This window comes from Aetokthonos hydrillicola CCALA 1050, assembly GCF_017591665.1.
In the GTDB taxonomy this organism is placed as follows: domain Bacteria; phylum Cyanobacteriota; class Cyanobacteriia; order Cyanobacteriales; family Nostocaceae; genus Aetokthonos; species Aetokthonos hydrillicola.
In genome coordinates this window covers 34,687-56,119 of sequence record NZ_JAAKGC010000022.1, presented here as the reverse complement: position 1 = coordinate 56,119, position 21,433 = coordinate 34,687, and the positions used below count along the sequence as shown (strand labels likewise).

At 40.2% G+C, this 21,433-nt stretch carries 18 protein-coding genes; 10 read left to right on the top strand and 8 right to left on the bottom strand.

The features are described 5' to 3' along the window. Window positions 1–173: 173 nt before the first annotated feature. On the bottom strand, window positions 174–758 hold the full coding sequence (locus G4P69_RS13655) for a nuclear transport factor 2 family protein (protein ID WP_208350227.1): 585 nt from the start codon (window positions 756–758) through the stop codon (window positions 174–176). 431 nt (window positions 759–1,189) lie between these two features. Then, the gene (locus G4P69_RS13650) at window positions 1,190–1,759 is read right to left on the bottom strand and encodes a DUF411 domain-containing protein (RefSeq protein ID WP_243902956.1); all 570 of its coding nucleotides are present in this window, start codon (window positions 1,757–1,759) and stop codon (window positions 1,190–1,192) included. A 261-nt stretch (window positions 1,760–2,020) separates the two neighbouring features. Between G4P69_RS13650 and G4P69_RS13645 the strand changes: the two genes are divergently transcribed. The 5 genes from G4P69_RS13645 (at window position 2,021) to G4P69_RS13625 (ending at window position 6,461) form a co-directional block, all read left to right on the top strand. Beyond that, window positions 2,021–3,061, top strand: coding sequence for an amino acid ABC transporter substrate-binding protein (locus G4P69_RS13645; protein WP_208342812.1), 1,041 nt, complete (start codon window positions 2,021–2,023; stop codon window positions 3,059–3,061). A gap of 20 nt (window positions 3,062–3,081) precedes the next feature. Next, a complete protein-coding gene (locus G4P69_RS13640) occupies window positions 3,082–3,999 on the top strand; it encodes an amino acid ABC transporter permease (RefSeq protein WP_208342814.1) in 918 nt (305 codons plus the stop codon). Window positions 4,000–4,003: 4 nt separating this feature from the next. Then, window positions 4,004–5,023, top strand: coding sequence for an amino acid ABC transporter permease (locus G4P69_RS13635; RefSeq protein ID WP_208342815.1), 1,020 nt, complete (start codon window positions 4,004–4,006; stop codon window positions 5,021–5,023). A gap of 72 nt (window positions 5,024–5,095) precedes the next feature. After that, entirely contained in the window at window positions 5,096–5,836 is a 741-nt protein-coding gene (locus G4P69_RS13630) for an amino acid ABC transporter ATP-binding protein (protein WP_208342816.1), read from the top strand. Window positions 5,837–5,882: 46 nt separating this feature from the next. Beyond that, window positions 5,883–6,461 carry a Uma2 family endonuclease gene (locus G4P69_RS13625; RefSeq protein WP_208342817.1) on the top strand — a complete coding sequence of 193 codons (579 nt, stop codon included), beginning with the start codon at window positions 5,883–5,885 and terminating at the stop codon, window positions 6,459–6,461. Window positions 6,462–6,512: 51 nt separating this feature from the next. Here G4P69_RS13625 and G4P69_RS13620 read toward each other — a convergent pair whose 3' ends face one another. The 3 genes from G4P69_RS13620 to gntT form a co-directional block, all read right to left on the bottom strand. After that, entirely contained in the window at window positions 6,513–7,241 is a 729-nt protein-coding gene (locus G4P69_RS13620; protein WP_208350224.1) for a Uma2 family endonuclease, read from the bottom strand. Continuing rightward, window positions 7,219–11,784 (bottom strand): translation initiation factor IF-2 N-terminal domain-containing protein, encoded by a 4,566-nt coding sequence (locus tag G4P69_RS13615; RefSeq protein ID WP_208342824.1) that lies wholly within the window; start codon window positions 11,782–11,784, stop codon window positions 7,219–7,221. Before G4P69_RS13615 ends, G4P69_RS13620 begins: the two co-directional genes overlap by 23 nt. A 110-nt stretch (window positions 11,785–11,894) precedes the next feature. Beyond that, a complete protein-coding gene (gene gntT / locus G4P69_RS13610; RefSeq protein WP_208342826.1) occupies window positions 11,895–13,271 on the bottom strand; it encodes a guanitoxin biosynthesis MATE family efflux transporter GntT in 1,377 nt (458 codons plus the stop codon). 233 nt (window positions 13,272–13,504) lie between these two features. On the opposite strand from gntT, the gene G4P69_RS39945 reads away from it, so the two are divergent. From G4P69_RS39945 to G4P69_RS13600, 3 genes are all read left to right on the top strand, one after another. Further along, complete coding sequence (locus G4P69_RS39945; protein WP_279605208.1) at window positions 13,505–13,636, top strand: hypothetical protein; 132 nt, start codon at window positions 13,505–13,507, stop codon at window positions 13,634–13,636. A gap of 68 nt (window positions 13,637–13,704) precedes the next feature. Next, entirely contained in the window at window positions 13,705–14,745 is a 1,041-nt protein-coding gene (locus G4P69_RS13605) for a mechanosensitive ion channel family protein (protein ID WP_208342828.1), read from the top strand. A gap of 632 nt (window positions 14,746–15,377) precedes the next feature. Continuing rightward, a complete protein-coding gene (locus G4P69_RS13600) occupies window positions 15,378–16,994 on the top strand; it encodes an iron uptake porin (protein ID WP_243902466.1) in 1,617 nt (538 codons plus the stop codon). Between the two features lie 56 nt (window positions 16,995–17,050). Here the strand turns inward: G4P69_RS13600 and G4P69_RS13595 are convergent, their stop codons facing one another. After that, window positions 17,051–17,596, bottom strand: coding sequence for a hypothetical protein (locus G4P69_RS13595; protein WP_208342830.1), 546 nt, complete (start codon window positions 17,594–17,596; stop codon window positions 17,051–17,053). Window positions 17,597–17,797: 201 nt separating this feature from the next. On the opposite strand from G4P69_RS13595, the gene G4P69_RS13590 reads away from it, so the two are divergent. Beyond that, window positions 17,798–19,015, top strand: a complete 1,218-nt coding sequence (locus G4P69_RS13590) for a glycoside hydrolase family 10 protein (RefSeq protein ID WP_208342831.1) — start codon at window positions 17,798–17,800, stop codon at window positions 19,013–19,015. 50 nt (window positions 19,016–19,065) lie between these two features. On the opposite strand, the gene G4P69_RS13585 is transcribed toward G4P69_RS13590, so the two are convergent. Beyond that, a complete protein-coding gene (locus G4P69_RS13585; protein WP_208342833.1) occupies window positions 19,066–20,562 on the bottom strand; it encodes a site-2 protease family protein in 1,497 nt (498 codons plus the stop codon). A gap of 95 nt (window positions 20,563–20,657) precedes the next feature. Here G4P69_RS13585 and G4P69_RS13580 point away from each other — a divergent pair, with 95 nt between their 5' ends. Continuing rightward, window positions 20,658–21,065, top strand: a complete 408-nt coding sequence (locus tag G4P69_RS13580; protein ID WP_208342835.1) for a hypothetical protein — start codon at window positions 20,658–20,660, stop codon at window positions 21,063–21,065. A gap of 42 nt (window positions 21,066–21,107) precedes the next feature. Here G4P69_RS13580 and G4P69_RS13575 read toward each other — a convergent pair. Continuing rightward, on the bottom strand, window positions 21,108–21,433 hold a 326-nt coding region (locus G4P69_RS13575; protein ID WP_208350222.1), incomplete at its 5' end, for a hypothetical protein.

Below are 21,433 nucleotides of genomic sequence, written 5' to 3'. Positions count from 1 at the left end.
TTGTTCTCGAATACCAAAGCGAAAGCTTAGGGTAAGTCTTACAGCAGAATTCAGGAGTCAGGAGTAAAAAGGGATTTCAATCTAGCTTTTAGACAAAAGCATTGTACTCTAGTTACTTGCAATGTGCTGTATGTAACGGGAAACCCTACTTACCCTCCCTTTATTACTAAGTACTACTTGTTTGGTGAGGAAAGGTTTAGGAAGGTGATCAGCTTAAGTGTGCGACTGCGAATTTTCCAGATCCCATTCTGCTTGATGACTTCATCTTCATAAGTACCATTTGCGACATCAATGCTCGTATCAGAACGTTTGTGAGTCGCTTGTAAGTAAGAACTCATCTTTGCCGTATCGCCTGTTACTGTAGTATTGATTGTACCTATTAAGTGTTGCGTAGCCGTATAACCGTTACCTTGGAATACTGAAGCAACATAATCCGCCCAAGAATTTGTCCCAACCTTTGTGACGGTAGTTCCATCAGGGAAGATAGCAGTGATTGTTGCGTCCGTAGTGAAACAATTTTGATAAATATTTTTCCCTTGCTGGATCTCTCCTCTACCAATAGCGTCGGTTCCCAAAGCATAACAACTTGTTAATTGTGCAATGTCTGAGAAGGTGCTGGGTTCTGATGCAGAAGTAAACTCAAACATCCCACCAAGCAGCAGAACAAGGACGGCTATAAGAGGAGTTAAGGTTGTAGAACGGAAAACACGGGGGATCAACCTTGAAGCAATTACCCTGTTATTCTTTCCTCTTTCCATGAAATTTTGTGTCCCTAGTTATGTTATCGTCCAATATCACATAAGTTTACACTTGATTGGACGATCACCCGAGCTGTAATTCTTCTGGTGATGGGTTATCTACAGCAGTTTTGAGACAAATGAGGTGCACCGATAGTCCAAGGGCAAACGCCGTTTGACCCTACTAATGTACCTCATGCACCTCGAAAGCGCTGTAAGTAGGTAAGCGAGAAAATTTATAACTATGTCATTGCGTAGGCGGAACGCCTTCCCGCAGGGTACGGAGCGAAGCGATCGCATCTTCATAGCGACCTAAGTTCCCCAGCGCAATCCCTCGGTTGTACCAACCTGAATGGTCATATTTACGCTTGAAATTTATTTATACACGTATTGCAAAACAATACACCCTCACCACGCGCAAACTTGGGAGAGGCGCTAGTGAAGGCAAGAGCTTATCCTTGGTGTGAATGCTCTGTATTGGGTAGGTTAAGATTCTTAGAGCCTTGGGGATAGTCGTTAAATACAGCAACTCTTCCGTTCCGCTCAAAGGAAAACACAGTAAATGGGTCTTTTTGATTTCCTATCTCCATTCCAGGAGTACCTACAGGCATTTGAGGAACAGATAAGCCTTTAACATTTGGCTTTTCTTGAAGCAAGCGTTTTATATCGTTTGCTGGTACGTGTCCTTCAATGACATATCCATTCACAATTGCTGTGTGGCAAGATGTCAAGTTATCTGGCACTTTATACTTTTGTTTTACTGCCTCGATGTCAGATGTAGGAATCTCTTTAACTTTAAAACCCTCTGCTTTTAAGTGACTTGTCCACCCGCCGCAACAGCTACACTCGGGACTCCGGTACACAAGTGGTGTATTTTGAGCATAACTGACTGGAGCATTGCTTACCCAAATTCCTAAAGTTAGACAAATTGTTATAACAACTCCAAGAGCAACACGTACCACGATGGGACGTAACCGGTTATAATACTCACGCATAAAATATTTATGTGACAAACTCAACATTCCCTTACCCCATCTTCTCTCTAGATGTATTACGTTTCTTTAACTTATTTTGCAATATTTATGACTCAAGGATAGGTTACCTTAGTAAATAGGTTATCCATATTTACTTATCTTCACATAGTTTGGTGTTTTCAGGTCGTTGTACTACCAACCGATAGTTTCCTGGGTATGTCACTAGCAAAATGAAATATCCCTGTGGGATCAACAATAGCAAATTGCTTCTCGCAAAACAGAGAAATAAATATGAGGACTAATGGATAAATGTTAATGCGTAAATGGAGTTTGTTACTACTTGCTACTGTTGTTTTAATTATGTCAATGACTGCTTGCAGCAGTAGATCGGGAGGGAGTAATAGCCGCTTGGATACAATTAAAAGTCGTGGCAAACTCATTTGTGGAGTGAGTGGAAATTTGCCAGGATTTAGTTATGTCAAAGCTAACGGCGAATATGCAGGATTAGATGTGGACATTTGTCGGGCGATCGCATCTGCTATATTTGATGATCCAAAAAAAGTCGAATTTCGCAACTTAAACGCCAAAGAACGCTTTACAGCCGTGCAAACAGGCGAAGTAGATATCCTCAGCCGTAACACCAGCTGGACTATGAGCCGCGATACCTCCGTCGGTTTAGAGTTTGCACCAGTGGTATTTTATGATGGTCAAGGTATTATGGTGCGTAAAAATAGCAACATCAAAAAGCTAGAGGATCTCAAAGATAAATCTATCTGCACCCAGACTGGAACCACTAATGAACAGAATCTCAGTGACCAAATGCGGCAACGTGGTATAACTTATAAACCACTTGTCTTTGAGGATATCAATACTACTTATGCAACCTACGAACAAGGTCGTTGTGAAGCGGTTACTTCTGACCGTTCCCAGCTAGTTTCGCGGCGTAGTGCTTTCTCAAAACCTGATGACCATGTAGTGTTGGATTTAGTACTCTCTAAAGAACCTCTTGCACCAGCCGTTGCTAATGGAGATTCTAAATGGTTCGATGTTGTGAAATGGACTGTGTTTGGGTTAATTAACGCAGAAGAGTTAGGTGTGAATTCCCAAAATGTCAGCCAACTCACCAAGAGTACTAATCCAGAAATCAAACGGCTTTTAGGAACGGAAGGAGACTTAGGCAAAGGAGCTGGTCTTTCAAACGATTTTGTTGCAAGAATGATTAAACATGTTGGCAATTATGGCCAAATTTATGAGCGTAATTTAGGGAAAAACTCACAGCTAAAATTAGATAGAGGACAAAATAAACTTCCTAAGCAAGGTGGAATTCTTTACGCTCCGCCATTCCGATAATCTACAAATCCTAAAATCGAATGACTCCTATTTGGTATAATCGGAAGTTTTGGGGGATTGTTGCCCAAGTCAGTGCTGTTTTTATAGCAGTGGCGATCGCACTACTGCTATGGACAAATTTGACAGATAATTTGCAGCGACTCGGTATTCAGTTAGGGTTTGATTTTCTCAATTCCCAAGCATCATTTGATATTGGAGAGACCCCCATTGCGTATCAAGCTTCTGACCCCTATCGTCAGGCTTTATTAGTAGGGTTGGTCAATTCTCTACGGGTAATATTTTTTGGGATTATACTTGCTACAGTTATTGGCATTATCGTCGGGATAGCACGGCTATCTGATAATTGGTTGGTTCGGAAACTGGCTCTCATTTACGTTGAAATACTGCGAAATACACCTTTACTCCTGCAATTATTTTTCTGGTATTTTGTCGTATTTTTGAGCTTACCAAAAGCAGAAAACTCAATTTCTCTATTCGGGTTAATCCAAATTAGCAATCGTGGGACTTTATTACCTTTTGGGATTCATTTTTCTCCAGAATTATCGACATTAACTCTTGGCTTAACTTTGTACACTGGAGCTTTTATTGCAGAGATTATTAGGGCGGGAATTATATCAGTACCAAAAGGACAATGGGAAGCTGCACGAGCATTAGGTTTGAAATCAGGATTAGTATTGCGTTTAGTGATTTTTCCCCAAGCTTTGCGGCTAATTATTCCACCACTGACGAGTCAATATCTCAACCTAGCTAAAAATTCTAGTTTAGCTATAGCAATTGGTTATCCCGATATTTATTTTGTGGCTTCTACGACTTTTAATCAAACTGGTCGTGCTGTAGAGGTGATATTGCTTATTATGATTACCTATTTGACCATTAGTTTAATTATATCATTGATGATGAATTTGTTCAATCGGAGTGTGCAACTAAAGGAAAGATAAGTCGATGAAAAATCCAAATATCCGTAAATGGATCAAAAAGAATCTGTTTAATACTTGGTATAACAGTATCTTAACTTTAGTTTGTATTTCGTTGCTTGTTGCTGCAGTTACAAATATTTTGAACTGGGTATTTAACGAAGCACAATGGTCAGTTATTCAAACTAATATACATTTATTTTTTGTTGGCCGTTATCCTTCTGAATTGTACTGGCGGCTGTGGTCAGTAATCGGTATTATTTTAATTTTATCAGTCGGATCATGGGCAGTATTTACACAACGTATTTCTAGTCGTTTGAATGCTTTCTTACCTATCGCATGGGCGTTATCTTTTCTTATCGTTTTGTGGTTAATTGGAGGTGGTTTAGGATTAGAACCTGTAGACACTAATTTATGGAACGGTTTGCTACTGACTCTCGTCACTGCTGTGATCAGTATTGTTCTTTCTTTTCCTTTGGGTGTGCTTTTGGCTTTGGGGCGTCAGAGTGAGTTATTTGCAATCAGAAATTTTTCTATTCTATATATCGAAATTATTCGCGGATTACCACTGATTGGTATTTTATTTTTAGCTCAGGTGATGCTACCGCTATTTTTACCAATAGAAGTTCGTTTAGATCGAGTTGTTAGGGGTATTGCTGGATTAACTCTTTTTAGTGCTGCTTATTTAGCAGAAAATGTACGTGGAGGACTACAATCAATTCCTCATGGGCAATACGAAGCATCAAGAGCATTAGGATTGAATACTTCCTTAATGATGTTACTTGTGATTTTGCCACAAGCGTTGCAAGCAGTGATTCCAGCTTTAGTTGGACAATTCATTGGTTTATTTAAAGATACTTCTTTGTTATCAATTGTGGGATTATTGGAATTAACTGGAATTTCTCGTTCAATTTTGGCGCAACCCCAGTTCCTAAATCGTCATGCAGAGGTTTATTTATTTATTGGAGTGCTGTATTGGGTATTTTGTTATGGAATGTCTTTAGCTTCTCAGCGCTTAGAAAAGCAGTTAGGAGTTGGCAAAAGGTAACGACAAGTTACTGATTTAGTTTAAATTATTAGTATTTTACGGTTAATTATCTTCACTCAATTAATATAAGAAATGAGTATGCAAAAACCAATTATTGTTGCCCAAGATGTGCATAAGTGGTATGGTAAATTCCATGCTTTGCGGGGTGTTAGCCTGACGGTAAATCGCGGAGAAGTGGTAGTGATTATGGGTCCTTCTGGTTCCGGTAAATCGACTTTTATTCGCACATTTAACGCTCTAGAAGACTATCAACAGGGAACTATAGAAATAGACGGAATTGCACTGACAGATGATCTACGCAATATAGAGACAATCCGACGGGAAGTGGGGATGGTGTTTCAACAATTCAACTTATTCCCACATTTAACGGTACTGCAAAATATTACTTTAGCACCGATTTGGGTACGCAAGCGATCGCGCATAAAAGCTGAAGAAATTGCTATGCAGTTGTTGGAACGCGTGGGAATATTGGAACAAGCGTCAAAATATCCAGGACAGCTTTCCGGGGGGCAGCAGCAACGGGTAGCGATCGCTCGTGCTTTGGCAATGCAACCTAAAATTATGCTGTTTGATGAACCAACCTCCGCCCTTGATCCGGAAATGGTCAGTGAGGTTTTAGATGTGATCAAGACTCTTGCTGCTGATGGTATGACGATGGTAGTTGTCACTCACGAAGTTGGGTTTGCGCGAGAGGTTGCTGATCGAGTTATTCTCATGGATGGCGGTGTAATTGTCGAAGTTGCTACACCTATACAATTTTTCCACAATCCCCAACAAGAACGCACACGCAAGTTTTTATCTCAGATTCTATGAACGCTAGAATCAAACCAAGCTTGAGAAAGTCTGTTCTTCAAAAATTATGGTAGCCATTACCCAACAACCTCCAAAAATGACTGTCGAGGAGTATCTCCAATGGGAACCTCAGCAAGATGTCCGCTACGAATACGATAACGGCGAAGTTTTTGCTATGACGGGTGGTACAATTCCCCATAATGACATTGCTCTAAACATTTACAGAAGCTTGTACCCTCATCTGCGCTCAATGGGGTGCCGGGTGAATGTGTCAGACGTGAAAGTACAAGTCGGTTCGCAAAACCAGTACTACTACCCTGATGTTATTGTCAGTTGCAATCCTCAAGATCTTAATGCGCGCAACTTTATTCAGTTTCCCAAGCTAATTGTCGAAGTCCTTTCCCCAGGTACAAGCGCAAAAGACAGAGGAGAGAAATTTACTAACTATCTTAAAATACCCACCTTGCAAGAGTATATCTTGATCGACTCTGAAAAAATCTCCGTCGAGCGTTACTCCCGGGGAGAAGGTAGAATGTGGCTTTACTATCCCTATACGGTTGGAGATATTATCGCTTTATCAAGTATCGGATTTGAATGTCCTATCGAATTGTTCTACGAAAATGTAGTGTTTGGAACTGAGGAATGATCGCCGCTGGCATGAGGGGTATATTGTCCTGAAAACTGGAAGCATATTAGGTTAGTTACTTCTGATCCAATCTCGGACAGCACGAATCACAGCATTTTCGTTTTGAGTTTGGCGCTGTTGCAAAAATTGATTGAGCACTTGTGCAGATACTTTGGGAAAGGCGAGGCTAAATTCTGACACAACATAGTCCTGATGAGACACATCTGTTTGCAGGTAATAGATTTTCAATCCCTGTTTTTTGGTATAGCACCACACTTCAGGAATGCCTAGGGCAAGGTATACATCCATTCTATGGGTAGAAGGACTGGTGATATCTACTTCTATAACGAGATCGGGCGGCAAATCTTTAGGAATTTGAGGATCTAGTCCTTGGAGTTGATTGGCATTTTGAATATAGAAACATGTATCTGGCTCTGCACCTTTGTCGAGCTCCTCCCTATCTAGGGTTGTCGATCCCAAGTCAATAACATTTAATTCCAGTTCTTCTGTTAGGGTTGTGACAATTCTTGCTAATAGCCGATTAATGATTTCGTGAAGCTTGGACGGCATCTTAATTTGAAGGATTCCATGATCATAGGTGAGACGGGCAGCACGATGATCACCCATGTCAGCCAATAGGGCTTTGTAGGTTTGCCAGCCGATATTGGGAAGCACGACGTTTTGAGTAACTTTGCCTTGAAAGTCTTCCAGTTCAAGCTCACTTACTTGTGTGGAAATCATCGATTTTTGTGAAAGTCTAGGTTTTCCCACCTTTACTTTAGCAAATGATGCCAGAAACATCTACAAAACCGCCATGAGAATGGACAACGTTTGCGACTTCTGAGTACATATTTCCAACTTTACCTGGAACTTGGGTGAATAAATCGTGACACCCAACAATTACTAGTAGTTCTTGTGCTCGGGAAAAAGCAACGTTTACCCGTTCCGGTTTTTTGGCAAATCCTACATCTCTATTATTATTGTTGCGTACCATACTCACAATGACAACAGGTCTTTCCATACCTTGAAATCTGTCAACGGTTCCAGTGCGAATTTGCAGTGAAGGATATAATTCTGATTTTAAGCGTTCATCAATTTTTCTGAGTTGAGCGCCGTAAAATGTAATTACGGCAATTTCTTTTTTCGGCTCACCATTAGCCACTCTAGCAGCCCAACTACTTTCTATTTGCTGACACAAACGTTCTATTACATCAATTTCCTGAACATTAAAGAACGAAGTACCCTCTCTTTGCTCTTGAAATTGATTGCCTATAGGCGTTGCTAACCAAATAAGATGATGATAGTTCTGGATAATTTCGCCTGTTAAATTATGTGCGCGTTTTTTATCGGGTTCTATAATGCCGCATTCTAGTTTACCATCATAAAACTGATTGATTGCGCCCATAATGCTGGGGTGCATTCGATACTGGGTAGTTAGCATTTGTTTAATGCTTTCGTTAGCTGCTTCAAACTGGCTTTTGAATAATGATTCTTCTAAAAATTGCAATTCGTCTTTTGTAGAGCCAATTTCGTGAGCAACTTCTTCGACAGTATTACTATCAAGCATCGGTGGTAATTGACGATGATCACCTACCATGACCAATTTTTTGCCTTTTAATGCTGGAATGAGTAATTCTGGTGGAGTACACTTGCTTACTTCATCGATGATGACAACGTCGAAGTATTTGAATTCTTCTGAGAAGCTGCGACTTGCTGCTTGAACACAGGTGATACCTATGACGTTCGCATTATCTAAGTAAATTTGCCTTAAATCGTTGTGTATTCCTTTCGCGGTTCCTGACGAGTCATCTTCTTCTGAGGCGTTGCGCAATTTAGAAATCCAGTCTTGAACGAAGTGTTGATATCGATTAAGATAAGTTTCTTCTTGTTGCAATTCTTCCTGCCATGAATCAAATTGATTCTTAACTTTGTGTAAAAATTCTACATTGAACAAGTCTGTAGTAGTTGGATCAGGCTTAAATTTATCGGATATTAGTTGCCATGTTTCTTGCCACCAATCTCGTTGATTTCTTAATATCTCTGGGGGCTGTGTTTGCAGTTTTTCAAGTTCACGGAGCTTGCTTTGAGATTTTTCTAGTGGCATCTTTATGTTTTGATGCTCTTCTTCTAGCTTAAGAAGATTGTCCTTTAAAGAGTTTTTGATAACTTCTAATATATTGAAAGTATCTAATGAATCAATCAGCTTTTCAAGTTCAAGTATACGATTTTTGAATGAATTAAAGAAGCTTGAAAATTGTTCGGCTTCTTCCCATATATATGATTGATTGCTAATATACTGTTCTGCGAGTATACGTAATTGTTCAGGTAAGTTTTTTTGAAGAGTCATGTCCTGCAAAAGACTCATCGCTTCACCAAGTTTTAGTTCAGCTTCTTTACATGCTGTTTCTACTTGTTCTTGTAAGGTAAGTATTTGCTGTTGATCGACTGCTGTTTTTTGAATTTCGTTAAATTGGTTTTGTTGATGCTTTAGCTGTTGCTCATTTTCGGCTTTTATAGGAAACACACATTGTCTCGCATTTGTCAATATGCTTTCTAGCAATTCTTGTGTAATACGATTAAGGCTAGACTCAATGTTATTTGCTTCCCATGAGTCACCATAAGCCTGTTGCATATTGCTTAAAAATTCTTGAGTTTTTTCAACTAGCTCTTGTCTCTGATTTCTGTCGAGTTCACGATAGTTGAGAAATTTTTTAGCAATTTCCTGCCATTGTTGGCGATCGCTCCCAGGGCTGAGTTCTGCGCGATCGCCACTTGACACTACCATTGGAATCTGGGACAAACTTGTATGTAAAAAATCCCCAAATTTGTACTGCTTACCTTGTAAGTTAGTAAAGCCCCCCTGTGCCTCAAAAGACAAGGCTTTCCTTAATTTCATCCAATCTGGCAAATAATCGATCTTGTTATCTTTGTAGATTGGTTCTAAGAGCGCTAATTTAGATGAACGAGCAAGAGAGAGCAACCTCACTGGTAATTTTAGGCTTTCTTCTGTCAAAAATTGATTATTTTGCCGAGATTTACTCAAAATTTGATATAACCTGGTATTAGCTGTAGACTTCCATTCCTTAACTACATTGATAACCAAATCAATTTCTCGTTTGCGTTGTTCACAGTTCTGGATTGCTTGTTTAAGGGTTTGTTCCTTATTTAAAAATTCCAGATAATCTCTTTGTAGCTGACTCAAAACACCAGAGTTTTCTCTAAAAGCTTGCACCAACGTAGCAGTTTCAGATATAGCTATCATTGCATTCTCAGCAGAACCTAATGCTGCCTTAAATTCCGACACTTGATCTGCCACAGTTTCACGCAGCCAAACCGCCAGCCCGAATGCACCATAAGAAGGACGAACAAAACCAAGTTCAGCAGCTTCTTGAATCGCTTTGCTAACATTTACCACAAAACTAGCAACTAAACTATTATCTTTTGTGTAGGGCTTAAGAAGCGGTAAAAAATTTACTATTTCTGGCTCTTCCCAATTTATATTCGGCGCAGCATTTAGCAACCTCTCTAACTTGACTATTAAAGATTCAACCTGACTTTTTTTTGCTGCACTTTCCCGATAAATTGATTCCTGTTCTCTATAGTTTGCTGCAATATTTGCCTGATTTTTTTGGAATTCTTTTTGTTTTTGCTGAAAGTCCTCTTCTGCTTTCAAATAATCTAAAAACTGCTGTAATGGTTCCAGTGATTGACGAAACTTGTCTACAGTTTCTCGACGCTTAGATAAATTCTGGTCACAGTTGGTTGCAGTATTTTGTAACCATGTACGAATCACATTATCTTCTAAAAAAGGTTGTCCTTCCTCACCAACTTTTTCGGCTCGCCCTTTGCGCACAGCCCTAATGACAGGATTGTGAACCAATCTACTCAGGGCGTTATCAACAGCTAAGTTAGCTTGAGAGGCGATTAAGGTACGTCCACCTCGAAGAGCAACTTGATAGCAAATCTCAGCAATTACGGTGGTTTTACCTGTACCTGGTGGTCCCTGAATCAATACAAGATCCTTTGCCGCCAAAACTGTTTCCACTGCTGCTTTTTGACCTGAATTAGCAGAAGATAATAACAACTCTTCTGGTTGAAGTTGAACAGTTTTTTGGATAGATCTTGCATGAGTTGCATCAAATAAAAAATCGCCTAAGTACGGATTTTGGGTGTATCCTTGCTTCAATTGTTCTAAAGCTTCTTTTTTGCGGCGAATTTGTTGAATATCACCCGCAGCTTCAAAACATAAGAATCCAGTGACGGGTAATTGATAACGCCCAGTTGCCATGTATTCAGCTAAATCGCGTTCTATCCTCACACGAATGATAGAATTTCTAGGATCAACTTCTTCAATACACCCCAATTGACTGCTATTGCGCCAGTTTTTTCCCGTGGGCGCTGTCTCGAAAAGCTTTATATCTTCGTTTTTTGCTCGTTTTACCCGTTCCCAGAAGTTTTGAAACTCTAAAGGGTTTTCAGGAGATCCATCAAGAGTTGCTAAATCTCCATTAATCTCAAACGTGATCCTTCTTCCACCTGAGCCGTAATTGTATTTTATGAAAGGTACGCAAAACTGACGAGCTTTGGCGATGTTTTCTTCTATCTGCAAAAATGCTTTCCAAGCTTTTAGCTGATCTTCTGTAGGCACGTGGCTACCACATACTGGGATATTTGCCATGCGTGCTAATGCCGATGATGGAATATCAATATGATGTTGATGATTGGCTAACAAACGTAAGCGACAAGGTACACTGTAACTATCAGCATGTCCTTGTACACGTTGTAGCAACCGCACAGAGAGCAATCTTAAACCACCATAGCCATCTTGATATACAGATACCGCAGCCAATAAGCTTAGAGTTTTGCCCAGCTTTTCAAGTTTTGGAGGTAGTTTAACATCATCTTTATCCGTTGCTATTGTCAGTTCCCAAAGTTCTTCTCCTGCTTCTTTTCCAGATCCTTTGCGACGAACATAAAATAAGCAAGGCTTTTGTCCGACACATTCGTGCATTAACTGGTTGGCGTACTCTCGCCTCTGGGAAAATTCAGGATACGATTTTAGGGCAGCTTCACCGTCAAGATTACGAATTAAACTATCAATTGTTGAACCTACAAAGACATAACCCCAATCTTCCCACTTGGTTGTTCTTTTCAAAGATTTTGATTGAGAAGGGGTGGCTGTTTTGTTTAGTGCAACACGAATACGTTCTACTTCGCTTTCTGTGATACTACTGTTATGGCTTTTAACTGCGATGTTGAGCTGAACACAAAGTTCTAACAGGCGCTTGTTATCCAGCTTTAATTCCCTCGATAGCTCGTAGATTCTAATTTTAGTATCGTTCATTCTGGGGATTGGGGACTGGGGATTGGGGATTGGGGACTGGGGATTGGGGACTGGGGACTGGGGACTGGGGATTGGGGACTGGGGATTAATTCTGCCTGAGTACTGAATTATCAGGACGTTATTTTTGTCGATTCATGCTTTACTCGTAAAGGTGCAGCACCTGTAGCAAGAGAGTGTAAGTCGATCATCTTTGGAATTTGTGTCGCGAGAATAATCATTAAAGTTGTCATATAAGACACTAAAGCCGACCATAAGAAGTGATTACTATGCCAGTACATGGCTAGCCCTATAAATGGTAAAAATCCTATAAAAAAGGCAATTAAAGAAGCATTTCGTAAAATCCCTGCTTCTTTTAAACCAATAAAATAGCCTTCCAGCATAAAAGCCACAGCAGTTATACTCAGAAGAGGGAATATCCACAAAATATATTGATTGACATTCTCACTTACCTCAGCGTGATTTGTTAAGATTCCAAACACGGTTTGAGGAAACAAAATTGTCCCGAAGGCAAGAGTTACAGAAATGAATAAACTAACAGCGATGGAAACCTGTAACAGAGGATTGAGGAGTTCAGTTGTCCCTTTCCCCTTAAAATTACCTGTCAAGGTTTGAGTGGTCATGCCAACTCCTTGGACTGTAAACTGGTTCAAAAGTGCAATTTGAAGCAATAAACCATTTTGAGCTAATACTGGGGTTCCTAGAGTGGCACTAACATTTGTAAAAACGGCATAGGCTGAGATTAAGCATAAAAACCGGACCAAAATATTACCATTAAAAATCAAAATAGACTGCAAAGCCTGCTTGTCAAAAACTTCTTTAAGAGACTCTAATAAATATTCCCAATTAATACTAAATCCTGCCCACACTAAACCGATTATTAAGGCTGAATACTGGCTCAATGCAGTTGCCAATCCTGCTCCCATGCTTCCCCAACCCCAATGTACGATCATTAAATAATCGAAAACTACGTTAAGACCATTTCCTAGCAAAGACATTAGTAAAACTGCAGTGTTCTTCTCTTGTCCTAGAAACCAGCCAATTAAAACAAAGTTCAGGAGTACCGCTGGTGCTCCCCAAATCCGAGCAGAAAAATAATCGACTCCTGCCGCTTCGATCTCTGGGGTGCCGCTCAGAATGAAAAATCCTATTTTCTGGAGCGGATACTGTAAAAGTAAAACCAAGATACCAATGCTCAAAGCGATTAAACTGCTGCGTAATCCAGCTAGGATAATGGCTTTAGCATCATTGCGACCAACTGCTTGTGCTGTAATGGCATTAGTGCTAGTGCGTAAGGGCTTTAAAACTCGGTATAAGTAATCAAATAAGATGGTAGCTAAAATAACACCCGCCAAGTAGCGAATATCGGATAAATGACCAAGGAAGGCTAAATCAACTAGCCCTGCTAATGGCACCATGATATTTGAAAGAACGCTGGCGATCGCCAATTGGAAAAACCGAGGTAGAAAACTATACTGTTTTTGCAACATTGTACTCAAAATGAAGTCTGAACAATCATCCTCTTGAGTCAGGATAACTCAGCAATGATTGATCTTTTCGTAGCTATTGGGCAAGGAAACATCCCATTTTATTACAGCACCCGTCATAATGGCTTGCAGCCGTACCCTCTACGTCCAACACACCGTACAATACTTAATTTTTTTCATAAAACGACTAAGACAATGGACAATGGTTACGTTATCTGAGAATATTGTCGCCGATCATGAAACAGAAAACTGTCTGGCAACAAGGCAGCGCTAATCAAGACAACCCCAATAACTTAGCTACCATTCGTGAATGGTACACATACCTCTATCATAGAGAAATTTTTTGGCAACAACGAATAATTCCATAAAGCTGTGAGATCTATTTGCCTATTGTCTTCCTTCCCGACTAAGTTCACAACTCAAATAGGACTGCTGTATGGTTATAGAATTAGTTTTACCGCTTGGATTTATTCTAGCTGGCTTACTGGGTGGAATAATTAGTGAGAAATTTATCTTTAATAAACTAAAGCAATTCGTTGCCAATAGAAAAATTCCGGGGAGTACCATACTATTTCGCTCCCTAAATCGAATGATCTTTATTTGGTGTTTACTTGCTGGTTTGTATGGAGCAATTATTAGTTCTCATGCCGAGCCAGAAGTTACTGATTTACTTAAAAGAATTTTTACGATTATTTTTCTGTATTCAGTTACGTTAGTTGTTGCGAGACTAGTTGCTGGTTTTGTTAATTTATATTTACAGCGAAGCGAAGGACTTTCAGCATCACTACTTTCTAACCTTGCTAAAATTATCGTTTTAATTCTGGGGACATTAATCTTATTACAGACGATAGGAGTTCAAATTACACCGATCATCACTACTTTAGGGATTAGTGGACTGGCTGTTGGTTTGGCACTACAAGACACGTTGACAAATTTGTTTGCTGGGTTTTACTTAATTTTTTCTAAACAGGTAAGGACAGGGGATTACCTAAAAATAGAAGGTGGTCATGAAGGTTATGTTATAGATATCAATTGGCGACATACCACTGTAAAGGAACTGTCAAATAATGTTATTGTTATACCCAATTCAAAGCTAGGAACAGCAATCTTTACTAATTACCATTTGCCTGGTAAGGAAATTATATTAATGATCTCTGTCGGCGTTGGCTACGATAGCGATTTAGAACAAGTTGAACAAGTAACTGTTGAAGTAGCAAAAGAAGTCATGAAAGAGATAGCACCGGAGTTACTCGAAAATCAACCTTACATAAGATTTGAAACTTTTGGTGATTCTAGTATAAATTTTACGCTTTATATGGCAATTAATGAATTTTTCGATCAACGTATAGCTAGACATTTATTTATAAAAAAATTGCATAAACGTTATCAAAAAGAAGGAATAAAAATTCCATTTCCTATAAGAGATGTTTACTTACAAAATAATGGCAATAGCAATCGAGCTTTAAAAGCTGAATAATTGATAGGTCACACCCCTCAGTCCTATTATTGATTTATTCTTTAATATAGAAAAAGGGTGTTTCCGGCTCTCTTAGATTATCTTGGTGCTCTTCTGAATTCTGCTCTTTGTTAAGATAATTAAAGCAGAAACCCTATGGGTTTTAACCCTGGGGAAGCAAATCATGCGGTAGGCAAAGCCAAACCGCATTTTTGCTTAATAATGGAACGTGACTTGGGTCACAATCGATATAACTTCAATCTCAAGGTATATTTTTAACTTAATCAGAAAAATCTATTATAGTTTCTCAGCAGTAGGCGATTGGTTTTGTCATTGCCTAAAGGGCGATCGCTTGAGTTGATGGGATATTCAAGACTTAGATTAGTCCTTGACGCACCTACAGCTTTAGCGAAGCAAAGCTGTGGGATTGATGCGTAGAATTTTAGCTACAAATAAATCTCACACTCATACATAAAAAGGAGTCAGGAGACAGAATTCAGGAGTCAGAATACACCACCCATAAAGGGATGGTGTTTTACGAAAAGTTTCAACCCTGATCCACTTCCACTCATAGACGAGGTTTTAACCAAAAAATTCATTCTGACTCCTGGCTCCTGACTCCTGAATTCTTCTTTATAAAGGGTGTAGGTAAAATGTTTTATCACTTTCTGATGCTGTTATTAGTAGTTCCAGCACTTGGGGTCATATCTAATATTTCAGTTTCTCTTGCAGCAGATCTTGAGTCTGAAAATTCACCTTTAGATCAAGTTTCGTCGGTTTCCCAGCTTTCTGATATTAAACCAAATGATTGGGCATTCCAAGCATTACAATCATTGGTTGAACGCTACGGGTGTATAGCAGGTTATCCTAACAAAACCTATCTTGGCTCACGTACCTTAAGCCGTTACGAGTTTGCAGCTGCTTTAAATACCTGTACAGACCGAATTAGTGAGTTAATTGCTGTAGGCACTAATGATTTGGTTAAACAAGAAGACTTGACAACGCTGCAAAAGTTGCAGAAAGATTTTGCCGGAGAACTGCAAATCCTACGCGGACGAGTGGATACACTAGAAGCACACACAGCTACGTTGGAGCAACAGCAATTTTCTGCAACTACCAAGCTAAATGCTCAAGTTATTACTGTTGTCAGTGGTGCTTTGGGTTCTAAAGTTGGTAGCAATCGTAATCAGTCCGGAACTTACTTTGCAGATCGAGGACGTCTTAACTTTGAAAGCAGTTTTTCAGGCAAAGATTTGTTGCGAGTTCGTTTAGAATTTGGAAATTTTTTAGATTCTAATGGTAATAGCCTTATTGGATCAGCAACGGGTACTAACATGACGCGGCTGAACTTTGACAGTGATAGTAACAATACTCTAACTATTCCTCATATCCGTTACTACTTCCCTGTGAATGATTCTCTTGCCTTTATCGTTGGTCCTGCAGGTATTGGCTACACTGACATTACGGATACCGTAACTCCTCCTACTATTGCAGATGATGGAAACGGCATTCCCTCATTATTTGGAGAATACAGCCCCATCTTCCGACGAGGGGGGGCTGGTGGAGGCATTAACTGGAAGATAAACAAAGACCTAATGCTGACGCTGGGATATTTAGGAGGGATTAACTCTAATATACCATCTCAGAAAAACGGATTATTTGATGGTGCCTACAATGCGTTAGCACACCTAGCATATTACTTCAATAAAAAAGGAGCAGTCAGTGTGGCTTACTCCCGTGGCTATACGCCTGCTGGTAATAATATTGACGTTACTGGCTCGACTGGAACCCTGCTTGCAGTCAAACCTTTTGGGAATACTATTGCTACTTCTAACGACATTATTGGTGCACAAGGGTTCTATCGTTTTTCACCCCATTTTCAAGTACACGCTTGGGGTGGATATATATGGACAGCTGCTCACAACTCTGGTTTCAGTACTATTCCAAATGGTAGAGGTGGAACAGATTCACTGTTTGTGAGAAATGGAGACAATTCTAATGCTTGGTTTGGAGCGATTGGTATGTCGTTTCCAGATGTGGGGGGTACAGGAAACTTACCAGGATTTCTTTTTGGTATACCACCGCATGTAACTAGTAGTAATGTTCGTAAAGACCAGAACACTCCATACCACTTGGAAGCATTTTACCGCTTCCGACTTAATGACAATATCTCTATAACACCTGATTTTTGGGTAATTCTTAACCCAGAAGCTGATACTAGAAACGATACCCAGTACGTGGGTGTGATCCGCACAACTTTCGATTTTTGATAATACAACAAGATGCAAGCCCAATCTGGTAGCTATTTATCAGTGAATAGTAAAGATCACTGAGAACTGTTGACTGATAACTGGTAACTCATAGCTGAGCCGGTTAAACAGACTACTTGCTTTTTAATGAACTGTTGGTTAGGCTGCGCATCAAATCTAATAGTGCAAGCAGCCCAGTTTTTTAAGTCAGGTGCTAGCCAGATCAGCTTACGCAAAATCTCATCGTTAACCCATAATACAACGGGAAACTCAAACTGTTTCTTAAACTCATCTCGCATCAAGTTAGTAGAGATAATCACTTGATTAAGTGCATCTACAGATTCTAAACCCTTCACTAATAAGGCTTTTGGTTGAGTCGAGCCAAGTAAATTCTTAAGAGTTGTATAAAGTGTTTGAGCCGAAGGTGGAAGTGCAATTTGTTGAATATCAACAGTAGCAAATTCTTTTAACGACCTCAGTATTTGCTGCTGTTTCGTAGTTGAGTTACAACAGGCTAACACCAGAGAAAACTGTCCTTGGGAAACCATGATTGCCCTTGCTAGTCTCTTAATGGTTCCTGTTGTGTTTACTCTGCTGTCTTGAGAATCAAATAAGCTTATCATTATTGGGCATGGGGCATTGGGCATGGGGCATGGGGCATTGGGCATGGGGCATGGGGCATGGGGCATGGGGCATGGGGGATTAGATATTGAGTATTCTTTCCCAGTACCCAATCCCCAATCCCCAGTACCCAGTACCTTAAGATGATCTTACTTACAGTGTAGGTTTTGAGGGTGTGGTGTATCACCCCACATTTAACAGTCATGAAACAGTTTATTACGTGGTTTAGTCGGTCTGTGAGGCACAAGTTTGCTATCTTAGTTGCTTTGAGTGTAGTAGTATCGGTAATGCTATCCTTTTCCTTATACGCTCAAGATACTATTGTTTACCGCTCTGAGTTACGAGGGGTATGGCTGACTAATATTGATAGCGATGTGTTGTTTGATCGCGATCGCCTAAAAAGTGCTTTGCAACGCCTCAAAGAACTAAACTTTAACACTGTGTATCCCACAGTTTGGAATTGGGGTTATACACTTTATCCTAGCCAAGTTGCACAAAAGGTTATTGGGAAAGCACTTGATCCAACACCAGAACTACAACAACGAGATATCCTCAAAGAAATTGTCACTGTTGGACATAAAAAAGGCTTAAGAGTTATTCCCTGGTTTGAATTTGGCTTTATGGCACCGGCTGACTCAGAGCTAGCTAAACGCCATCCGCAATGGCTTACTAGTCGCCGCGACGGTAGCCAGATTATCAAAGAAGGTATACACAAAAGAGTTTGGCTGAACCCCTTTCACCCAGAAGTACAACAATTTCTGCAAAACTTAATCGTTGAAATAGTTAGGAACTATAAAATTGACGGTATTCAGTTTGATGATCATTTTGGGTTACCAGCTGAATTAGGATACGATACTTATACAATTACATTGTACAAAAAAGAACACCGGGATCAGGCACCTTCTAAAAACCCAAAAGACGCAGAATGGGTACGTTGGAGAGCAAACAAAATCACAAACTTTCTCCAACAAGTATTTAAAGCTATCAAAGCGAGTAGAGAAAACTGCCTAGTTTCTATTGCACCTAATCCCCAGTGGTTATCGTATCCTTTGTTTTTAGCAGACTGGCAAAAGTGGGAGCGACTAGGACTGATTGAAGAACTGATTATACAAGTGTATCGGGACGATTTGGGGAGCTTTGCCAAGGAATTAGATTACCCAGAAGTTAAAGCAGCACAAAGTCATATTCCTGTAAGTATTGGGATTATGACGGGATTGAAAGATAAGTTTGTACCTATGCAACAAATCAAGACACAAGTACAAACAGTGCGCGATCGCCACTTTGCTGGCTTCAGTTTCTTTTTCTACGAAACTCTCTGGAATAGGACTAAGGAACCGCTTCCGGAACGCCAGTCTAGCTTCCGCGACATTTTAACAAAAGAAGTCAGGAGTCAGGAGACAGGAGTCAGAATGAGTACATGAGTACTGAATTCTTAATTCTGACTCCTGAATTCTGAATACTGCCTCCTATTTTAACTTCCAATCCCCAAGCGTCCAGCTAAACCTGGAGTTAAAGGTAGGAGAGTCGCAATCATTAAAAACAAAGCTAAAAGAGCTAAAGCCGCCCGTGCATCATCAGGTTCAGTGATTTCATTTAAACTAGGGCGTTCTAGATCTCGTTGTAAAAACAAAATCACAATCGCCCAATACATAGCTAAAGGATTACCAAGAGACACTAACCCCAACAAAATGAGAGTTGCTAGTGTTGTCCTTCCTGCGATTTTGCGTCCATAAATTGCTTGAACAATTCGACCACCATCTAATTGTCCTGCTGGCATTAAGTTTAAGGCTGTGATCAACAACCCTAGCCAGCCTATAATCACCAATGGATGAACTGCTACTACGGAAGAATGCAAAGCTGAACCGAGAATAACTCGTGCCAAAGTTCCTACCAAAATCGAGCCTTGAAAAAACTGATTTGGTAACTGAAACGTAACGTTATTAAAGCCCAATGCTATGCCTTCATGAGAAAGTAGCAATCCAATCACTAGCATTAAAATCGAAACAATCCCTCCGGCTGCTGGTCCTGCTAAAGCGATATCAAATAATACCTTTCGGTCAGGCAAAAGAGACTCAAATCGGGTAATTGCACCAAAAGAACCGATCTGCACAGCAGGTAAAAAGAACGGTAAACTCAGACGAACTTGGTGACGACGAGCAAGCAACCAATGACCGAGTTCATGGGCTGCTAAAACTACGAAGATCCCAGCACTGATGGGTAAAACTTCTGGGAACCTTGATGGGTTAGCAAAGAAATCAAAATTTAGTAGTATCCCTACAGCTTCCAACCCAGTGGCGATCGTTGCTAATAGTAGAACACCTGCAAAAACTTTCTGGGCTAACGTCATTGGACGCGGGTCATTACGACTAGGAAGTACAACTATAACAGGTCGTTCATCCGGGTTTTCCACTAAAAATAGGCGATATTTATCACCCAAACGTTCCTCTAGGCTCGCTGTGAGACGATTGTGAACCACATCGGGATCTCCCCGCAAATTGCCTTTGAAAATGGCTCCTTCTTGGTAGGCAATGGTTTCTGTCGCAAAAAACGTATCAATGCCAAAAATACCTTTGATCTGGTTAAGATCCTCTTCAGGAATGGTTAGTACCTCCAATTTTAGCTGCGGCAGTGCTTCATTTTCTTGCTGTGCAGCGTCATCGGCAAGCCTTTGGACTGCCTTCTGCCGAAGAATCGCATCTTGTCCTAGCTTTCGCAATTGTCTACCAAGAGCAATGTATATCGCTGCCGAAACCACCAACAAGAAAAGTACACCTACTATGTTGACGTAAATCCCTGCCGCAAACAATCCAAAAAATAGCAGCCAAGGAGCAATCAACACCACAGACTGTAACCAGGCGAGTATTCCCAGCTTACCAAAAGGTCTGGCGCGATAAAAACCCCAGCCTAAGATTCCAAAGGCAACCAACACGATTGTGGCAATAATAGGAATTTCTGATGAAACAAGCATTTTTAACCTTTATTGTAAAAACCAAGTCAGAGTTATAGAAGAAGTCTTACCTTACACACAACTTACAACTTATTCACTCAAAGAAGTATATCTAAATGGCAAGACAAAGCAAAGAACAAATTCTAGAATTCCTAGCTGACTTGGCATCACCAGTTAGCCCTGAAGTATTTGCAGGTTTCGGTAGCGAGTTTCTTCTTAACAAATACCAGTGGGAAAAGCAAAATGAACTGATGGAAAAGGAAGAAGAATATATCACTCATTGGGTTGAACAGCAGCCAGTTATACCCACATTAGATATTTTGTTAGATATTGCGCTTCATCCCCCTGGTGCAGACTTCTATAATGGTATAGCCCAGCGCAGACAACAAGACTGGGAATATTTTTTGGCTAAACTTATTTACCAGCTAGGTATAAAAGACCGTGCTGCGCTCGTTTCCAGGCTTGAAGCGACAGAAAAGCAAGAAAATCCCATTATCAAAACTGTGAAGGAATCTCTTATTTAGGATCCGCCTACGATAAGTTTTTTCAGAGGAATAGGGTAAAGCTTAATACACATCTAGTATTTTCAACCGCCAGCCCTGGTTCCAAAGCTCATCGTATTTCTTCCTAAAGTCTACATATAGCCACTGGTATACTTGGATTTCATCGGAAGTGTCGGGACGCCATACTGCGGTATACAGCACTTGACCGTTGACGATGTAGTTGTTGAGAATATGCAGCCGCCAACCTTGATTCCAAAGTTCATCGTATTTCTTGCGGTAGTCTTCATATGACCAACCGTAGACCTGGATTTCGCCAGAAGTACTTGGACGCCATACTGCGGTATACAGCACTTGACCGTTGACGACGTAGTTGTTGAGAATATGCAATC

Excerpts from the sequence above, each read along its gene's own strand:
- G4P69_RS13600 (WP_243902466.1), top strand. The coding sequence starts at position 15,378 with ATGTTTTATCACTTTCTGATGCTGTTATTAGTAGTTCCAGCACTTGGG.
- G4P69_RS13640 (WP_208342814.1), top strand. The coding sequence starts at position 3,082 with ATGACTCCTATTTGGTATAATCGGAAGTTTTGGGGGATTGTTGCCCAA.
- G4P69_RS13585 (WP_208342833.1), bottom strand. The coding sequence starts at position 20,562 with ATGCTTGTTTCATCAGAAATTCCTATTATTGCCACAATCGTGTTGGTT.
- G4P69_RS39945 (WP_279605208.1), top strand. The coding sequence starts at position 13,505 with ATGAAACAGAAAACTGTCTGGCAACAAGGCAGCGCTAATCAAGACAAC.
- G4P69_RS13595 (WP_208342830.1), bottom strand. The coding sequence starts at position 17,596 with ATGATAAGCTTATTTGATTCTCAAGACAGCAGAGTAAACACAACAGGA.
- G4P69_RS13630 (WP_208342816.1), top strand. The coding sequence starts at position 5,096 with ATGAGTATGCAAAAACCAATTATTGTTGCCCAAGATGTGCATAAGTGG.
- G4P69_RS13625 (WP_208342817.1), top strand. The coding sequence starts at position 5,883 with ATGGTAGCCATTACCCAACAACCTCCAAAAATGACTGTCGAGGAGTAT.
- G4P69_RS13620 (WP_208350224.1), bottom strand. The coding sequence starts at position 7,241 with ATGTTTCTGGCATCATTTGCTAAAGTAAAGGTGGGAAAACCTAGACTT.
- G4P69_RS13655 (WP_208350227.1), bottom strand. The coding sequence starts at position 758 with ATGGAAAGAGGAAAGAATAACAGGGTAATTGCTTCAAGGTTGATCCCC.
- G4P69_RS13615 (WP_208342824.1), bottom strand. The coding sequence starts at position 11,784 with ATGAACGATACTAAAATTAGAATCTACGAGCTATCGAGGGAATTAAAG.
- G4P69_RS13605 (WP_208342828.1), top strand. The coding sequence starts at position 13,705 with ATGGTTATAGAATTAGTTTTACCGCTTGGATTTATTCTAGCTGGCTTA.
- G4P69_RS13645 (WP_208342812.1), top strand. The coding sequence starts at position 2,021 with ATGTTAATGCGTAAATGGAGTTTGTTACTACTTGCTACTGTTGTTTTA.
- G4P69_RS13635 (WP_208342815.1), top strand. The coding sequence starts at position 4,004 with ATGAAAAATCCAAATATCCGTAAATGGATCAAAAAGAATCTGTTTAAT.
- G4P69_RS13580 (WP_208342835.1), top strand. The coding sequence starts at position 20,658 with ATGGCAAGACAAAGCAAAGAACAAATTCTAGAATTCCTAGCTGACTTG.
- G4P69_RS13590 (WP_208342831.1), top strand. The coding sequence starts at position 17,798 with ATGAAACAGTTTATTACGTGGTTTAGTCGGTCTGTGAGGCACAAGTTT.
- G4P69_RS13650 (WP_243902956.1), bottom strand. The coding sequence starts at position 1,759 with ATGTTGAGTTTGTCACATAAATATTTTATGCGTGAGTATTATAACCGG.
- gntT (WP_208342826.1), bottom strand. The coding sequence starts at position 13,271 with ATGTTGCAAAAACAGTATAGTTTTCTACCTCGGTTTTTCCAATTGGCG.